The organism is Paucisalibacillus globulus, from assembly GCF_900184735.1.
Lineage (GTDB): Bacteria > Bacillota > Bacilli > Bacillales > Amphibacillaceae > Ornithinibacillus > Ornithinibacillus globulus_B.
The window spans coordinates 144,939-161,287 of sequence record NZ_LT855393.1 but is presented as its reverse complement, the minus strand read 5'-3'; the positions used below and the strand labels follow the sequence as shown (position 1 = coordinate 161,287).

Here is a 16,349-nt window from a genome sequence, read left to right as displayed (position 1 = left end):
AAGGTGCAATGATAAAAGCTCACTAAGGAGGATTACAATGGAGAAGATTATTCAACAGAACCAAGACGACATTTTATTAAAATATATGGTTGTTACTCTTTTATCACTTCTGACTTTAAAAAAGTTAAAAAGAGTGGAGAAATTAAGAAGTGAATTGAAAAAGAAGCGAGAGCAAGAAAATGATAGTTATAAAGTCTAAGGTTTTTTCTTCACTAACGGGTCAATTGTTCAATAATGTATATGCTAGGAGGTTATCTTTATGGAGAGGTATACTGTTGTAACGTTAAAACAACGTCCAGATTTAGAAAATGAATTAAATAAGTTACATCATATAGGGTGGACAGATTTTATGAGAGAGGATCCCATAGCAGATAAGTATTGGGGTAAATTACTGGCATGGTTTCCTGAATACCAATTTATACTCTTAAATGAAGAATCAAAGCCAGTTGCTTGTGGTAATGCCATTCCTTTTGAGTGGGATGGTAATGATGATAGCTTACCATCTGGATGGGATGGTGTATTTGAAAAAGGAATATTGGATTACGAACATCATAAACAGTCAAATTCATTGTCGGCTTTAGCTATAGTTATCCATCCAGAATATAGATGCGAAGGTCTTAGTGACAGGATGGTTAAGGAAATGAAAAGTTTAGGCATCCAAGGGCATTTGAAAAATATGGTAGCACCTGTACGGCCATCATTAAAGTGTAACTACCCCCTTATTCCTATGGAAGATTATATTAGTTAGATAAGAGAGAATGGGATTCCTTTTGACCCTTGGATTAGAACACATGCGAAGAACGGTGCAACGGTAATGAAAGTGGCAGAGGAATCAATGGTAATCCCAGCAACGATAGAAGAGTGGGAAGAGTGGACTGGCATGAGGTTACCTTCTTCGGGAGGTTATATCATTAAGGAAGGATTAGTGCCACTGGAGATAGATAAGACAATGAATAAGGGTGTTTATGTGGAACCTAATGTATGGATGAGGCATTATTTGGATTAACATTCTTACTGACGTGCTAAATTGAAGTGACAGGAGGTTAATATGAAGACACCAAAATGTAAATCTTGTAATCATCATCTTGAGTGGAAAAAAGTCTTTACATCACTATGGTTTCCTCAAAAAACAGCAACATGTAGTCAATGCATGTCTCATCACGAAATAACTACTCCTTTATATATATCAATACTCACTGTGGTACTAACTAACCAATTAGCTCTGTTGATTAACAATTTCTTGTCATGGTCATCAATATGGATGAGTATTGCTGTTGTAATAGCATTAATAATCTCGCTGATTATATTATTTTCAATATTTATACCTTATTTTGCAAGATGTAGGTTAGTAGATTAGAAGTTTATTCTACCTATGAAATTATAGGAGATGCTAAGGGAGCAGAAAAGTTAGAGGTGAAAGGAATAGAAAATGGTCAAAAAGAAAAAGTCGATTAGAAATTGGGTTACTTTTATAGCATTTGCTTTATTGATAGTTGGTGGGTCTCTGTTTTATATGTATGTCTTTACACCTAAAAATTCAGTAGAACTATACCAAGAGCTGAGATTTGCAGACAATTTTGAGGCAGTGCAGAAGCATATTTTAGATGGTTATGATAATAAGTTCAAAGAAGAAGACTTTAAGTATATTCAAAATAACTCAGCAGATTGGGTGGGACAATTTACTCTATTTGATTATGGTGATAAATCTTACGTAGTAATGACATCTCCAGGAACAGAGCGATTAAAAATACTTGCAGTAGAGGAATTACCAGAAGATATAAGGGCATTCTTTGTGGAACTATCAGAATAAATCCTTTCTAAGCTAACGGAGTATTGAGTGGGAGAAAAATAATACTTGATGGGGAGAAGAATCATGCAAATAAGAAGTTCAGTACAAGCTGTTATTATAAAAAATGAAAAAATCCTAACCGTTAAGAAAGTGGCTTATGATAACAAGATTATGTACATATTGCCTGGAGGTGGCCAGGAACATGGTGAAACATTAAAAGAAGCAGTTGTAAGGAAATGTTTGGAAGAAAGTGGTTTACAAGTAGAGGCTAAGGAACTCCTACATGTATCGGAATATATCGGTAAAAATCATCAACATGCGGAATGGGATTCTCATATTCATGTAGTCGTACATCATTTTCTCTGTTCTATAAAAGATGAGAGTGGTTTCAATAAAGGTGTTGAAACCGATCCGGAACAAGTAGCTTTAGAATGGCTACCTTTAGGAGAATTAAGTAGCTATCCGTTTTATCCATCGAAAATCATCCCTCACTTAATAAATGATATTCATCATGCAAAGACTCAAGTATATGTTGGTGATATGGGGTAATTAGGTTAAGTGGAATAGAAAATATAAGAAAGCCTGTTAGTCATATAAAGTAGCCTTTACATGGGGGGTAAACAGTGAAAGAAAAAATACACATAATGGGAGCTTCAGGGGCTGGAACTTCAACACTTGGTTCTTCATTATCTAAGGTTTTGCCTCATACATATCTTGATACCGATGACTACTTTTGGACAACTAAATTCACTAAACAACGAGCAGTACCTGAAAGAAGACAGATGCTTGGAAAAGATTTATTGTGTAATGAAAATTATATTCTTTCTGGTGCAGTATGTGGTTGGGGTGATAATTTTAAAAGTTATTTTGACCTTGTTATATTTCTATGGGTTCCACAAGATATTAGGCTTGAAAGATTAAAACAAAGGGAATTTCAGCGATATGGAAATGAAATTTTAGTTGGTGGTAGTAAGCATGAACAATCGAAAACATTTTTAGAGTGGGCTTCATTATACGATCATGCAGGAATGGAAGTTAGAAGTAGAACTCTACATGAGTATTGGATGGCTGACTTATCTTGTCCAGTGTTAAGAATTGAGGGAGATTACTCTGTAAAAGAGAGAATGGATATTGTTTTAGAATATCTTAATCATAATTGAGCGAAGATTAAACTACTCTCTTACTTTTACTAACCTAATCCACCTACAATTAGGTTGTTTATAGAAAAAGGTCAAAAAACTAGGCGAGGTGTCGCATGAATAATATACCGTTTCAAATAAGATTGAAAGAATTGTTCATTGATTATCTAGTCATACTTGCTTATTTACTCATCTTGATGATTGTTAATCTTGGAATCACCTTTCTCATTTTGGACGGAATTCTAGAATATACAGAAATACAAACCCAGCTGATAGCCACATTTACGTCCGTAATACCAATCATCCTAATATTTTGCTATTTAGATTACTATAAAAATGGATCTGTAGGGAAAAGAGTATCTGGGCTAAAGTTAATATATAAAAGGCGTAGATACCGTTCAAGTTTAACAAGAAATGTCATCAAGTTCTTACCATGGCAGCTAGGACATATAGGTGTTATTCATGGGATGTATAGTGATTTCTCGATAACGGCTATTGTGATTATGAATAGTGGTATCCTACTTGGACTAATATTGCTGAGTATGGGATTATCCAGAAAAGATAAACGCCATTTGGGAGATATGATAGCGGGCACAAAGGTATTGTTACATTAAGCTTTACTTGTGTAAATGAGTAATTATCAAAACTATGAGGGTAAAATGAGGAGGCTTACTATGAAACTAGTTATCTATTTCGGATTAATAATTGTTTCATTGATTACTTCTGTGCTTTTAGGTCGAGTTCAAATGAAACGAAGTAATAAATTTTGGTTAGCCTTTCTAACGGCGTTTTTACTAAATGTTGCTATTTTAGGACTAGGGAGTATTTGGTGGTTTCTAACGGAAACAGATGGAATAAGCCAGGGCCTAGGAGTATTAATCTATTGTATCAGCATGGGTGTCATAGGCATTGTTGATTTAATTGTATTATCAGTTATGAAGGAGAAATACAAATAATAATTTTTAAGTTTTATCTTTTATTTACCTGAGGGGGTACATATGAAAACTCACTATTATTTAGGTTGGTTTGAACAATACTTTCCAGAGAATCTAGCTAACGTGTTACAGGAGGATATAAAGGATAGAAAATCACTTGCTATGATTAGTTCGAATCCATCTGTTTATGAAGATGATGGTGCTACTGAACGCTCGTGGCTTGATCAGGCGGGGATTAAGTTTGATGAGTATCATTTAATTAATTACCGCGTACAGAAGGAAGATGCCCAAACGATAATTCAAAATGCTTCCGTAATTTTCTTGTTGGGTGGCAGTATTCTTAATCAACATCGTTTTCTGAAGGAGTATGAATTATCCGATTCGATTAGAAAAGGCAGTGCCGTTGTAATGGGAGCAAGCGCTGGAGCAATCAATATGTCCGCTAAATGGTTATCCTCGAAAAAACTTGGAGATGAATTGGAAACTAGTCATGTTTATGATGGAATCGGCCTTGACAATTTTTCCGTCATGTCTCATTTTGACCTGGAAAATAACATGGCACTGGTTCAAAGCGAACTATCTCCCCTATCAGAAGAAATAAATATTTATGCATCGAACAAAGATTGCGCTGTACGTGTAAAAGGAGACAAAATCGATGTTATTGGCAATGTTTATTTAATTTCCAACTCAAAGATCCAGAAATTGGACTAGACGCTCTAGTTGTAGCGGGTCGTTAATGGCTAATAAGCATCGAGACCTATTTGAAAATAATCCCCAGGTCTAATACCAAAAATTCCCACATGGGGTAAGGTGATAATATCCAATAAGTTAGTCTGGTAGTTCAAGTAAGTGGGTTGGGAATTAGTGTATGAAAAATTGGCAGTTAATTAAGGGGGAATTTAATTGAAACAGGAAAAGGCGAAAGTTCTTGTGCTTGGAAGTTTTCATATGTCTGAATATGAGGGGCTAAATTCAGAAAAAAGACAAAGGGAAATAGTGGAATTAGTGTCCAAACTAGAAAAGTTTAAACCTACAAAAATTGCAGTTGAAATGGTGCCAGAAGATAGTGAATCTTGTAACGAGAAATTTAAACAATATAAACTAGGTACATACAAATTAGAAATGAATGAAATATATCAAGTTGCCTTTCGGTTAGGTGTAAAGATGAAACATAAACAGATTTATCCGACTGATTGGATGGGCGATACAGATATGGATTATTCAGAAGTTGAAAGTTGGGCTAAGGAGAATCAACCAGAACTTATAAATGAAATATACGACGGAATAGAGTTCCCTGTATTGACTGAAGACAAAAGTATAATAGACTACTACAAAGAAATAAACGATTCCACCATAGTTAACATGTTGCATAAAATTCATTTAAATATTGCGCGTATTGGCGATCTAAATAATTATGTTGGTATGAACTGGTTAAGTTGGTGGTATAAAAGGAATCTAATCATGTTTGCCAATTTAACCCGCCTTATTGATTCTGAGGATGAGCGTATTTTATTCATTGTCGGTGTTGGGCACTCTTCTATTGTTACAAATTTTATTGAAGAAAGTGAACTTTGGGAGGTTGTCCAACCACTTCATAATCTGTCTTAAATTTTTTGACGGATATACAAGAGTGGAGCATTATTCAAAGAATATATTATTCAGCAAGGTGATTCGAGTGAATCACCTTTTTCTTATGGTTAGAATTTTGTTTTTATTTTTGGAATATTATGTTAGTGTTTAGAAGAAAGTTTAAGATTACATAGTGAGGTGCTTTTAAATGAACGGCTGGTTATATAGTTTATATGCTCTAATCATAGCTATAATATCTATATTTACAGGGGAAATCGTAACATTTGTGATGCTTGGATTTATTTTAATAAGCCTTCAAAATATCCATTCGACTTTAAAGGAATTATTAAAAGTTAATAGAGAAAAGAATTGACAATGAATGAAGACATATTGAAAATAGAGTCCATCTTTGAGAAGCTCGCTACAGGGGCAGGTTAGTTTAATTTAAATTACACAACTATTATTTTGGGGAAGGAAAATAATGAATATTATAATGTATATCATAATTCCAGTAATAGCAGCTATAATTGTTGGTATAATAATGTCTCGAATTTTTAGGGATGAGGAAAAAAAGGATAAAGGTTTCGTCCTTCTCTACCATAAATTAACTTATAGAAGAAGGGTGTTACGGACTTTGTGGAACATTCCTATAATACTCCTTTTATACTTAGTTATATATTGGATCGGTGATTTAAACTCAAATGAAAATACAACCATTGGAATTATTTAATTGCTTATCGTTTTAATAGAATTCACCTACAATTATGTGAAATGGAAAAAGGTTGAAAAGAAAGTATAACCTATTATGAAGAAATATACTTAAAGTAGCGTGTGCCTTAGTTGAATAAAAACTTACAGTGTTGCTAACTATTCTAAATTCAACATCTGAGGATACGTAAAGGTCAACATGTACCAAGGGGGGAAGAATTTTGAACAAAATAGCAAGTCTATTAATCATCCTAGGCATTGTCCAGATTATCGTAGGACTTTTAATTGGAATTGCAACACATGAACTAATGTGGATATGGCTCGGGATCATAAGCGGCGTCATCATCCTTGGTCTAGCGGAAATGATAAATATCTTGCAGCAGAACCGAGATATCGCAAAAGAACAGTTAGGTGTGTTGAAAGGACAGTTCCTACCGGAAAATGAGAATTCGGCGAAAGATGCTGAATCGGAAGATGATGTGAATCAGGAAATAGATGACGGTTATGATGATTTGAGAAATGAACTGAAAGCACAAGGACACGAACGGGACTATATAGAAGCCACAGTAGCTATTAGGAAAAGATTGGATAAAAAATAAATAGCTATACAACATGTAAGAACCTGAACAAACAGGTTCTTTTTTTATGCAGAAGCCATCATCAATTGATATTGTATTAACTGACTCTTTATCCCTTTATAAGTTTCAAATCCAATTCGTGAAACTTCCTGAAACCCTAATTTTTCTAACATCTTCCGCGACCTCAGATTCGTCTCATGAGTTTCCGCATGAAAAACGGATATTCTATACTCTGCTGATGCATATGCCATAAATTGATTAGCAGCGAGAGAACCTAATCCCTTCCCCCATAACGTGCTATCGCCTATCGCAATCCCCAATTCTCCAGCGTTATCTTGGATATTGGCTAAGTCAGCATAACCAATCAATCTATCATTCCACTCAATCCCAAATCGAATGAAGTCTGTTGTATTCAGTTCCACACAATGTTTCCACCAATCATAGACTTTACGAGGATCTCTATGTAACTCCCACTCATTGGCAATACAAAAGGCATCGTCTGTACTCCACTTCAATACTTCTTCAAAGTCATCAATGGAGATAGGTCTAATCTTAACGGTATTAGAATCCATGAAAATCATTCTCCTCATAAAAAACTGCACCTCGACCAGAGGTGCAGTATAGTCTTAATTTCCAGCTTGTCGATCATAATTCCTGAGGATCATCCCAGTTCCTTTAAACATGCCAAACTTCTCATAGTATGGAACCAAATCCTCATCGCAGCAAAGGTCAATCATGTAAAGGTGGTCTAATTGTTTCAACATCCGACTAACCAGTTCCTTACCGATACCTTGATTCTTGTATTCTGGTAACACTTCTAGAAGCGGAATATAGGCAGATAGGACACCATCACTAGTTGCTGTAATAAACCCTACCACTCGGTTCACCTCTTCATCAATCGCCAAAACAATATAACTACTATTTTTGAGTAACTTTAGATGGGTTTCGGCACTTGGTGGATTTGGCCAGTCCACAAAGAACCCCTCCAACATATCTGCTGTAACCCCATCAAGTGAATTCTTAAATAACATGATATCAACTCCTAATCTCGATTTTTATTCTGTTATAGGTAGTTGATGTATCAAAAATAAAGTAACAACCTTAATGCCCCCTTAAGCTTGAATCTTATCTAAATGATCAACTCGATTATAATCCTGAATAACCCAATCTTGCTCTGTACGAGTGATCGTGGAGATACTTGTATTATCGATTTTCTTATCACCAAGGTCTAGTTTACCTTCCGAAATGATAGATAGAATTCGGAAAATAACCGCACCATGGGCTACGAGTAAAATTCGTTTTCCAGCATATTTCTGGTGAACCTGTTCCAGACCAGTCATAATTCTCTCAGAAAAGTCTTCCAATACTTCTTGGTTGGGATAATTACGGTCTGGATATAGCTGATTACGCTCATCATAGGTTAATCCTTCTGCATCTCCAAAAGATCGTTCGGCAAAGTCCTCCATTACAACAAATGGGAGCTCTAAAAAGCTATTCATCACCTCGGCTGTTTTATGAGCCCGCAGTAATTGACTCGAAATTACAACATCATAATCTTCCCGATGTAGTGCAGAACCACAAGCTTCAGCCTGTCTAAGCCCTGTTGAATTTAAAGGAATATCGGTTTGTCCTTGCATTCTTCTTTCCGCATTCCAGTCCGTTTCCCCGTGGCGTACCAGATAAATGGTCGTCATCGCTGTCTCTCCTATCTATCTATGAATATAGTTCTATCATATCACGTAAAAATGACTCTAGTTCCCCGTTAAAGCGCTCTACCCCATCAATATAATAGAAGGTAGTGGCAGTGATGGGATCCAATTTTTCACTCGAATAGATATGAATTTTCTTCCCTGAGGAGATGGCCATTCCTAGCTCTGTATGTGTTCCCTTCCCGCCAGGAAGTAGAATCAGTACAACGTCACTATCCAATACCGCATTTCTCTCATCTGTGCCAATTTCCGTGCCCTGCTTCTAGTAGGCTGTCACGAACCCATTGAACTTTTTCTTTATTATCTAATCCTGAGGCGATATAGAACTTCATGATAAGCTCCTCTCAAAATCCCACTCGGATGCAAGCATTCCATAGACAACAAGGTCAACATAATGGTCATATAACCACTCTCCTTGGCGAATCTGACCTTCTTGCATAAAGCCAAGTCTCTCCGGGATAGCCCTACTTTTTGTATTTTCAAAGGCTGCTCGTATTTCCATACGGTTTAATCCTAATTGGTGATAACCATAATCGATTAATCCCGTGACCGCCCTTGTCATAATCCCTTCCCCTTGAAAATTGCTACCAAGCCAGTAGCCAATCACGCCAATTCGGTTTGTCCAGTCGATAGTATTAAATCCGATAACCCCGGCCAATTTATCGTGAAGATAGATTCCTAAGGTTAGGCCCTGTCTTTTTTCATGTATTTTCGTACAAGTTTGGATAAATTGCTTTGAATCATGGACTGTCTTTGTCCTGTCAATCCAACCGAGCCACTCACGTAAATGATCCCGGGAGTAGTCTATAAGTTGAAATAATTCATCGGCATCGGTTTCCGTCAACAGTCTTAATGTTATCTCATCATCTACTTCAAATGTAAACAACCAGGATCATCTCCCATCTTTTTGTATTCCATCATACCATACTGTTTAAATTTTGTTATAATTAAAATAACTAACATAGTAAACTGTAGAGGGTGATGATATGCCAACTTGCCAGAATTGCGGTAAAGAGTGGAGCTGGAAACAGACATTCAAGAAAATGTGGACGTTTAGTATTACGATGAAATGTCCTCATTGTCAGGAACAACAATACTTAACAACAAAATCTAGAAAAAGAAGTAGTTTCAGCACCTTCTTAATACCATTCATCCTATTATTATCAATAGTTTTAGACCTTTCACCACCCACCACGCTGTTTACCATCATAGGGGTAGGTCTAGTAATCTTAGGTATCCATCCGTTTTTCACAGAACTTTCCAATGAAGAGGAGCCATTATGGTAAAACAGTTTTTATATAAAAGGAGTATAATAAATGAACGAGGAAATGTTATTAAAACAAATGAAATTCATTCGTTATCGTACAATCGCAGCCTTGGATGCAACATCGGAAGCAATAGCCGATGACATTCCAACAGGATTTAACAATAACCTACGCTGGAACTTCGGCCATATTATTGTGTCTCAAGAAAATATCATTACATACTTCCTAGGTGAAACTGGTAGTTTAGCAGATTTCTATCGTGAGCTATTTAATCGAGGAACATCCCCTAAAGATTGGAAAGAAGATCAAGTAGTACCTACATTGCGAGAGTTAAGGGTTGCACTAGAGGAGCAATATGAAAGAATGGTAGCGTTATGTTCTGGAAGAATCTCGGAGGTGGGCAAGAACCCGCTTAATTTTGGTCCAGAATATGAATTTAAAACACTTGGAGAAGCAATCGGCTTTACTAATTTTCATGAATCCCTTCACCAAGGAAATATTAATAGCTTGAAATTAGCGCTAGGTGTCAAAGATTTGTGGACAGTACAATAAAAAGACGGATTATAGAGGGTGAACTATGAACAGTAGTCAATCCTCTTTTCTACACAGGGGGAAATTATGAAAAGAGAGACAGTTTTATTTTGGATGTTTTTTGTGATGATGTTCTTTATTGGCATTTCCATCCTCGGATTTTTATTTCAATATCTCATCCCATATAACTCTTTTAATAATCTATTGGTCATTTTCTTGAGTGTCATTGTTGTTATTCCACTGTCCGCAATATTAGCGGAGAAATGTAAGAATCAGGCGCTTAGAAGAGGCTTAAAGCATAATAAGAACTTCAAGATTTTTATGACAAGTATCGTGGCCGTAATGATTCTTTTTATTTCTATCACTACATTTAACCATGTTAGAGAGCGTGACCTAGATGACTTGATTAGATACACTTCTATCGATTTTGATTCTCTTGGTTTCACAACGGATTGGGAGCATGTCCCGGAAAATAAAGGGTATGAATGGGTTGCAAATCAAAAAGAGACAGTAGATGAGTTATTAGTATTTCTAAGTCAGTATCGTGTAAAACGGCATGAAGCAGATAATATAAGCGGTAGGACTAGCTTTGAATTTATCATTAATCATAGGATCACGAACTCATCTATGGTGCATGTGTTGAATGAGAAGGATATTCGGATTAATCATGACCTATATGAAGTGGTCAATGGCCCGATTGATATGGAATGGATTAGGGATTTTAACCAGGCTAATAAGGAGTAATTCGGAAGTTGATGTAGCCAAGCATCGAGGGGGGACGATTGATGAAAGCTGTATTTATTGATAGAGATGGAACCATTGGAGGAAGTGACCAAGTAGAATACCCGGGTGAATTCGAGTTGTTTCCTCATGTGAGAGATTCGATAGACCAGTTAAAAAAGTCTGGGCTGTTGATTTGTTCCTTCACCAATCAGCCTGGGATTTCACGGGGAGAAGCTACGAAAGAAGATTTTGAAGTAGAACTTAAAGGATTTGGATTTGATAGCGTATATCTTTGCCCACACCAGCATAATGAGGGATGTAATTGCCGAAAGCCTTCAATCGGTATGTTGGAGCAAGCTGCAAAGGAAAATGGATTAAATTTAAAGGAATGTGTAGTTATCGGTGATCGGTGGACGGATATGATGGCTGCACAGAAAGTTGGTTGTAAGAAAGTATTAGTGAAAACAGGTGCTGGTGAGGCCTCATTTAGTAAGTATCAAAGTAATGAGTATTATGGTGAATGGGCAGAGGTTTCGCTGGATTATGTTGCTAGTGATTTTATTGAAGCGGCAGACTGGGTAAAAGCTAGTTTATGAGTAGTAAAGTGCTTGAAATTTAGGGGGCATGAAGATGAGAGAGGTTCAATTAGTTCCACACCATCAACAATACGCAAATACCATGTCAGCTCTAACCTCGTCTCCCCATGTGAAAGATGCTTTGGGGCTTAGTGATGAGCAGACTTCCCTAGAAGGAACAAAACAATTCATTGATTTCGTTCAAGCAGAAGAAAAACTAGGGAAGCAATATTCTAGGTGTATGTTAAATGAGCACGATGAACTTATTGGTGTGATTACTTTAAAAGATATCGATATGGATAACAAGACATGTCATATTGGAACCTGGATTGGCCATCCGTATTGGGGACAAGGTTATAACGAGTTAGCAAAAGCTAAAATACTACAAATAGCATTTCAAGAGTTTCAATTAGATTATGTTTTCGCAGGTGCTAAACGCTCTAATGTACGTTCACAGAAGGCTCAAGAGAAATTGCCTTATATTCGACTACATGTTGAAGCGGAATTTCCTGCAGAACATCAAAAACTCGGGAGTCAAGTGAAAGCAAGCTGTATACTAAACGTTATCGAAAGAGAAGATTTTTTAAACTGGTACAATCATAATTTTGACTGAAGGGTGGACTTACGTTGGGTGTAAGAGAAGCGGTAATGGCAGATGCACCAGGAATTGCAAAAGTACATGTGGATAGCTGGAGAACGACCTATCAAGGTATTTTACCAGATAGTTTCCTGGATAAAATTTCCTATGAACAACGTACAGAATTATGGCAGCGTAATCTTTCTAGAGAAGACAATTATGTCTATGTTGCTGAAAATGAAGTAGGAGAGATTGTAGGATTTGCGGACTGTGGTAAACGAGAGAGTAATACAATTGATCATTCTGGAGACCTTACGTCCATCTATATTCTAGAGGAATATCAGGGGAAAGGGATTGGAAAGCAGTTAATGAGTAAACTCTTTCAGAAATTCCAGGAACTCGGATACAATAGGGTTTTTGTTGAAGTGTTAGAGGATAATAAAACCCGTTACTTTTATGAGCATTATGGTGCAACGCTTATCGAAACAATGAAGATAAAAATGGCTGGTACAGAATTAGATCTATTAATCTATGAGTGGGATGATATTAGCCGAGTTTTAACTGAACATAGGGGAAGTTGAGGCAAATAGATGATAAATCAGGAGAGTATTATACTTCAAGATATCATAATTAATTGGGAACATTATTGCATTGAAGATAATTTTATAGGAATCGGTTCTACAAGAAAGGCTTTTCGTGTATCGAATTATGTAATAAAGGTTAATCTGCATTCACTAGGTCACGAGCAATCAAAAATAGAACAGGAAATATACCGTGAGATGGTAAAAAGAGGGTATGATGAGCTATTTGCACAAGTTTACTATACGGATAAGAATATAGCTGTTCAGAGATTCTATGAGCCAATGGAGTTAATCCAGAATCAGTCCTATGAAATTGACCCAGTAAAGCATGGGCATCTTATTCTAGAAAATTATTCGGATGTATTCCACATGCTAGATACGGAGTTTGATAGCTTTGACTTAAAAGACAGTAGTAATTATGGTTTAACTCATGAGAATAAACTGATTTTTATCGACTACGGAATGACAAAAAAACTGTATGAAAATGAATGGGTGCCACTTGCGGAAGCGGGAATTCTTCCGCAAATTGACTTCGATTATTGTCGTGTTTGTGGGGAAGAAAAAGAAATTCGAATCTATGGGGATGACGATACAGATAAACGATGTTATGCTTGTGGTAAGCAATAATACATAGTGAAACTAACATCTAAGAGGAAACCAATATGTTTATTTGGGTTTCCTTTTTTTATTTTATTGGGGGTAATTCGTGTGAAATGGTTAGGATTTCAGATCATAACCGTCATCTTTTTAGTTTGTTTAATGTGGCTTTTAGAACTTTTCAGTGATAAAAGAACCCACTTAATCACAGGACAGTTCAGTGCCGTTAACTCATCTTTTATAACGTTTCTAATTGTTGGGTTAGTGATCACTTGTTTCTATTTGATTTTCCTATTGGAGTCAAGGAAGAAAAGTAATTTTTTACAGAGTACTAAATGGAATATCATGCCAAAATTATGTGTTGGGTTTGGCGTTCTCTCGGTAATCCTTTTCCTAATTGGTGGAACAATGGGTCCATTGGGGACTTTGGTAGAACACTGGAGGTCACTTATCTATGTGTTCATGATCTATTTCCTTTTCTTAATTTATCTATTTATCTTTTCAATAGAGTTCAAGAAAGAAAAAAGTAACAAATCGATACATATATCTTATCTATGGACAATGATATTACTTTTCGTGATGTTTGTTATTTTTTAGTTTTATCGTAAAAAACAGAAGGCAGGAGATTTATATGAAAAAAACAGCAGTACTACTCTATCCGAATTTCAGTGAATACGAATTAACAACGGCATTATCAATCCTAATGCAAGGTGGGAAGCCAATTACCATTATCGGTCAAACAAAAGAGCCAATTAAGGGAGAAGCGGGAATGGTTTGTTTACCTGAACTGGCATTTAATGAAGTTAATATAGAGGATTATGACAGCCTGTTAATGACCGGTTGTATGGACATTTTAGAAGTGGCAGAATCGGATGACTACATTCAATTTATCAAAGAAATTACTTCACAAGAAGGGTTCGTTATCGCTAGTATTTCGAGCTCGCCATATTTATTAGCAAAAGCAGGGGTGCTGAAGGGTAAAAAATATACGGTAGGCTTATATGAGGAAGCAAGGAAATCATCTCCATATTTTGAAGAGGAAAACTTTGTGGGAGAGTTAGTAGTAGAAGATGGAAACGTCATTACCGCATGGGGTTCTGCTTTTATTGAATGGGGAGTACGATTTGGAAAGGCATTGGATTTGGAATTTGAACCTGCTTGGTATGGGAAGTAGTGTTAGAATAATGGAATTATCTTCTTAAGGAGGCTTATCTATGGAACTTTTTCATTACCACCACTGGACCAATCACCTAGAAGAGATAGAAAAGTTTTATGTAGAGAATGGTTTTCAGGTTGCAGGAAGATTTGCAAAGGTAAAGGACGGGATTAAGACCTATCATCCCCCGCTCGAGTGGGATGACTTCCGGGAGGAGAACCCTACATTTCGAATAATTGAGGTAAGAAAAGGGAAGGTCAATGTGTCATTTGGCGCAGGGAAGAAGACGATGTTTGATCATATTGGTTTTCTGGTTACGGAAGAGGAACATGATGATGTCTGCATGCTGGCTAAGCAGCTTGGATTTAATGTTAACGAAGGGGATAGAAGGACTTTCATAGGAACGCCATCCCGTCTTAGGATTGAACTCCAACAGCGAGAAGATGTGGTGGAAGAAGGTAATGACTATATTACCTCAATGGAAATAATGGTAAAGGACTCTAATCATATCCAGGATTTCTCGAGATTGTTAGGTGAATATGTATCGAACATTCAGTTTACGGTAGGAGATAATCTTCTGTTAAAGAAAGTAGTAATAGAAGGAAGAGATAGTAATAAATCTACGGACCCAAATGGAGTAGCGGTTGAATTAGTTGCTGATACATAGTTATGATGAGTAAAACCCTCAGGAGGACAATATGAAAATCGTTATATCTATATAACGGAGTCACTATGCTAGATGCTATAGGTCCTTATGAAGCCTTAAGACATATGGCAGGTGCTGAGGTATTATTTGTAGCGGAACAAAAAGGAGAAATAAAAGCAGATTCTGGATTCATTGATATCACCGCAAAATACAGTATTGATTTTGTAAGAGAAGCGGATATCCTAATAATCCCAGGTTCCACCATTGCCTTTATTAAGGAAATGAAAAACGAAAAGGTAAAACAGTGGATAAAAGATATGGATCAAACAACAAAATGGACGACAACCGTCTGTACAGGATCATTAATCCTTGCGTCAACCGGTTTACTCGAAGGATTGAAAGCAACGTCCCACTGGAAGCCTATTAATCTATTACGTGAATATGGCGCGGAGCCGTCAAGAGAACGAGTTGTAGAACAAGGGAAATATATCACAGCTGCTGGAGTATCGGCCGGAATAGATATGGCATTAATTCTAGCTAATAAGCTAGTTGGGGAAGAGGAAGCCAAAGCGATACAGCTAGCAATTGAATATGATCCAAAACCACTATTTCAATCGGGAAATTTTTCGAGTGCAGATGAAAAAGTGATAGAAATCGCGGATAATAAATTGTCCGATGGTGCTAAGAAAGGTTTAGGATTTCTTGGACTTTTGAAGCACTCTAAAAGTATTCTTAAAATGATGAAACCACGGGGACAGGTCCCTCGGTTGGATGAAAAGGAAGATTAGAATGAAACTAACCCATACAAGACTTCTAGTAAATAACTATAAAGAATGCTATCAATTCTACAAAGATGTTCTCGCCTTTACATGCACATGGGGAGATGAAAGCTCTAACTACGCCCAATTTGATACGGGAAATACGTATCTATCCATTTTTGATAAGAAACAAATGCTAGAGGATATTCAAGAGCCCTATGAGACAAAGAGTTCTTCCCCATTAAATGAGGTTGCCATTATTTTCGGGGTAGAAGATGTAGACGCTACATATGATTCTTTAAAGTCAAAAGTAGATTTTATTTCCGAGCCACATAATCGGGAAGATTGGGGAATTCGTGTTGCTCATTTTCGGGATCCGAATGGTACTTTAATAGAAATTAATCAACGGATTTAGCAGCCGCGGGGACAGGTTCCTTGGCTTTTGAACAAAGGGTCCTGTCCACAATAAAAGAAAAAGTTTAATCAAGGGACCTGACCCCATGGTTTTCAATT

At 36.6% G+C, this 16,349-nt stretch carries 29 protein-coding genes and 1 pseudogene; 25 read left to right on the top strand and 5 right to left on the bottom strand.

The genetic code is table 11. From position 1 onward, the window contains the following. The first annotated feature begins 37 nt into the window (after window positions 1-37). From BN999_RS20680 to BN999_RS13330, 13 genes are all read left to right on the top strand, one after another. The gene (locus BN999_RS20680; RefSeq protein ID WP_176481987.1) at window positions 38-199 is read left to right on the top strand and encodes a hypothetical protein; all 162 of its coding nucleotides are present in this window, start codon (window positions 38-40) and stop codon (window positions 197-199) included. 60 nt (window positions 200-259) lie between these two features. Beyond that, the gene (locus BN999_RS13380; protein WP_255247471.1) at window positions 260-748 is read left to right on the top strand and encodes a hypothetical protein; all 489 of its coding nucleotides are present in this window, start codon (window positions 260-262) and stop codon (window positions 746-748) included. Between the two features lie 66 nt (window positions 749-814). Further along, window positions 815-1,006 carry a hypothetical protein gene (locus tag BN999_RS21055; protein WP_255247470.1) on the top strand — a complete coding sequence of 64 codons (192 nt, stop codon included), beginning with the start codon at window positions 815-817 and terminating at the stop codon, window positions 1,004-1,006. 42 nt (window positions 1,007-1,048) lie between these two features. Continuing rightward, a complete protein-coding gene (locus tag BN999_RS21235; protein WP_096272137.1) occupies window positions 1,049-1,357 on the top strand; it encodes a TIGR04104 family putative zinc finger protein in 309 nt (102 codons plus the stop codon). A 72-nt stretch (window positions 1,358-1,429) separates the two neighbouring features. Beyond that, complete coding sequence (locus BN999_RS13370) at window positions 1,430-1,810, top strand: hypothetical protein (RefSeq protein ID WP_096272136.1); 381 nt, start codon at window positions 1,430-1,432, stop codon at window positions 1,808-1,810. A gap of 63 nt (window positions 1,811-1,873) precedes the next feature. After that, the gene (locus BN999_RS13365) at window positions 1,874-2,338 is read left to right on the top strand and encodes an NUDIX domain-containing protein (RefSeq protein WP_096272134.1); all 465 of its coding nucleotides are present in this window, start codon (window positions 1,874-1,876) and stop codon (window positions 2,336-2,338) included. Window positions 2,339-2,412: 74 nt separating this feature from the next. After that, complete coding sequence (locus BN999_RS13360; protein ID WP_096272132.1) at window positions 2,413-2,949, top strand: ATP-binding protein; 537 nt, start codon at window positions 2,413-2,415, stop codon at window positions 2,947-2,949. Window positions 2,950-3,044: 95 nt separating this feature from the next. Then, entirely contained in the window at window positions 3,045-3,542 is a 498-nt protein-coding gene (locus BN999_RS13355) for an RDD family protein (RefSeq protein WP_096272130.1), read from the top strand. Window positions 3,543-3,602: 60 nt separating this feature from the next. After that, a complete protein-coding gene (locus tag BN999_RS13350; protein WP_096272128.1) occupies window positions 3,603-3,884 on the top strand; it encodes a hypothetical protein in 282 nt (93 codons plus the stop codon). 42 nt (window positions 3,885-3,926) lie between these two features. Beyond that, window positions 3,927-4,574: a Type 1 glutamine amidotransferase-like domain-containing protein gene (locus tag BN999_RS13345; protein WP_096272126.1), complete on the top strand. Its 648-nt coding sequence runs from the start codon at window positions 3,927-3,929 to the stop codon at window positions 4,572-4,574. A gap of 192 nt (window positions 4,575-4,766) precedes the next feature. Continuing rightward, the gene (locus BN999_RS13340; protein ID WP_096272125.1) at window positions 4,767-5,471 is read left to right on the top strand and encodes a DUF5694 domain-containing protein; all 705 of its coding nucleotides are present in this window, start codon (window positions 4,767-4,769) and stop codon (window positions 5,469-5,471) included. 169 nt (window positions 5,472-5,640) lie between these two features. After that, the gene (locus BN999_RS20675; protein WP_176481986.1) at window positions 5,641-5,805 is read left to right on the top strand and encodes a hypothetical protein; all 165 of its coding nucleotides are present in this window, start codon (window positions 5,641-5,643) and stop codon (window positions 5,803-5,805) included. 556 nt (window positions 5,806-6,361) lie between these two features. Further along, a complete protein-coding gene (locus tag BN999_RS13330; RefSeq protein ID WP_096272123.1) occupies window positions 6,362-6,739 on the top strand; it encodes a hypothetical protein in 378 nt (125 codons plus the stop codon). 44 nt (window positions 6,740-6,783) lie between these two features. Here the strand turns inward: BN999_RS13330 and BN999_RS13325 are convergent, their stop codons facing one another. The 5 genes from BN999_RS13325 to BN999_RS13305 form a co-directional block, all read right to left on the bottom strand. Then, window positions 6,784-7,290, bottom strand: a complete 507-nt coding sequence (locus BN999_RS13325; protein ID WP_096272121.1) for a GNAT family N-acetyltransferase — start codon at window positions 7,288-7,290, stop codon at window positions 6,784-6,786. Between the two features lie 54 nt (window positions 7,291-7,344). Further along, the gene (locus BN999_RS13320) at window positions 7,345-7,749 is read right to left on the bottom strand and encodes a GNAT family N-acetyltransferase (protein WP_096272119.1); all 405 of its coding nucleotides are present in this window, start codon (window positions 7,747-7,749) and stop codon (window positions 7,345-7,347) included. An 81-nt stretch (window positions 7,750-7,830) separates the two neighbouring features. Next, window positions 7,831-8,412 (bottom strand): histidine phosphatase family protein, encoded by a 582-nt coding sequence (locus BN999_RS13315; protein ID WP_096272117.1) that lies wholly within the window; start codon window positions 8,410-8,412, stop codon window positions 7,831-7,833. Between the two features lie 19 nt (window positions 8,413-8,431). Beyond that, window positions 8,432-8,647, bottom strand: coding sequence for a hypothetical protein (locus BN999_RS13310; RefSeq protein ID WP_255247469.1), 216 nt, complete (start codon window positions 8,645-8,647; stop codon window positions 8,432-8,434). Between the two features lie 108 nt (window positions 8,648-8,755). Further along, window positions 8,756-9,313 carry a GNAT family N-acetyltransferase gene (locus tag BN999_RS13305; RefSeq protein ID WP_096272115.1) on the bottom strand — a complete coding sequence of 186 codons (558 nt, stop codon included), beginning with the start codon at window positions 9,311-9,313 and terminating at the stop codon, window positions 8,756-8,758. 100 nt (window positions 9,314-9,413) lie between these two features. Here BN999_RS13305 and BN999_RS13300 point away from each other — a divergent pair, with 100 nt between their 5' ends. The 12 genes and pseudogenes from BN999_RS13300 (at window position 9,414) to BN999_RS13245 (ending at window position 16,251) form a co-directional block, all read left to right on the top strand. After that, window positions 9,414-9,713, top strand: a complete 300-nt coding sequence (locus BN999_RS13300) for a TIGR04104 family putative zinc finger protein (protein WP_096272113.1) — start codon at window positions 9,414-9,416, stop codon at window positions 9,711-9,713. Between the two features lie 30 nt (window positions 9,714-9,743). Next, window positions 9,744-10,244 carry a DinB family protein gene (locus BN999_RS13295; RefSeq protein ID WP_096272111.1) on the top strand — a complete coding sequence of 167 codons (501 nt, stop codon included), beginning with the start codon at window positions 9,744-9,746 and terminating at the stop codon, window positions 10,242-10,244. A 66-nt stretch (window positions 10,245-10,310) separates the two neighbouring features. Beyond that, the gene (locus BN999_RS13290; protein WP_096272109.1) at window positions 10,311-10,967 is read left to right on the top strand and encodes a hypothetical protein; all 657 of its coding nucleotides are present in this window, start codon (window positions 10,311-10,313) and stop codon (window positions 10,965-10,967) included. A 41-nt stretch (window positions 10,968-11,008) separates the two neighbouring features. Further along, a complete protein-coding gene (locus BN999_RS13285) occupies window positions 11,009-11,542 on the top strand; it encodes an HAD-IIIA family hydrolase (protein WP_096272107.1) in 534 nt (177 codons plus the stop codon). Window positions 11,543-11,576: 34 nt separating this feature from the next. Then, window positions 11,577-12,134: a GNAT family N-acetyltransferase gene (locus BN999_RS13280; protein ID WP_096272105.1), complete on the top strand. Its 558-nt coding sequence runs from the start codon at window positions 11,577-11,579 to the stop codon at window positions 12,132-12,134. Between the two features lie 14 nt (window positions 12,135-12,148). Beyond that, window positions 12,149-12,679 (top strand): GNAT family N-acetyltransferase, encoded by a 531-nt coding sequence (locus BN999_RS13275; protein ID WP_096272103.1) that lies wholly within the window; start codon window positions 12,149-12,151, stop codon window positions 12,677-12,679. Window positions 12,680-12,688: 9 nt separating this feature from the next. After that, window positions 12,689-13,306, top strand: coding sequence for a protein kinase (locus BN999_RS13270; protein ID WP_255247468.1), 618 nt, complete (start codon window positions 12,689-12,691; stop codon window positions 13,304-13,306). 81 nt (window positions 13,307-13,387) lie between these two features. Next, window positions 13,388-13,873 (top strand): hypothetical protein, encoded by a 486-nt coding sequence (locus tag BN999_RS13265; RefSeq protein ID WP_096272102.1) that lies wholly within the window; start codon window positions 13,388-13,390, stop codon window positions 13,871-13,873. 34 nt (window positions 13,874-13,907) lie between these two features. Then, window positions 13,908-14,450 (top strand): DJ-1/PfpI family protein, encoded by a 543-nt coding sequence (locus BN999_RS13260; protein WP_096272100.1) that lies wholly within the window; start codon window positions 13,908-13,910, stop codon window positions 14,448-14,450. A 40-nt stretch (window positions 14,451-14,490) separates the two neighbouring features. Beyond that, complete coding sequence (locus BN999_RS13255; protein WP_096272098.1) at window positions 14,491-15,099, top strand: hypothetical protein; 609 nt, start codon at window positions 14,491-14,493, stop codon at window positions 15,097-15,099. A 41-nt stretch (window positions 15,100-15,140) separates the two neighbouring features. Next, window positions 15,141-15,866: pseudogene (locus BN999_RS13250) on the top strand (DJ-1/PfpI family protein); the annotation flags it as partial. Between the two features lies 1 nt (window position 15,867). After that, a complete protein-coding gene (locus tag BN999_RS13245; protein ID WP_096272096.1) occupies window positions 15,868-16,251 on the top strand; it encodes a VOC family protein in 384 nt (127 codons plus the stop codon). Window positions 16,252-16,349 lie beyond the last annotated feature (98 nt).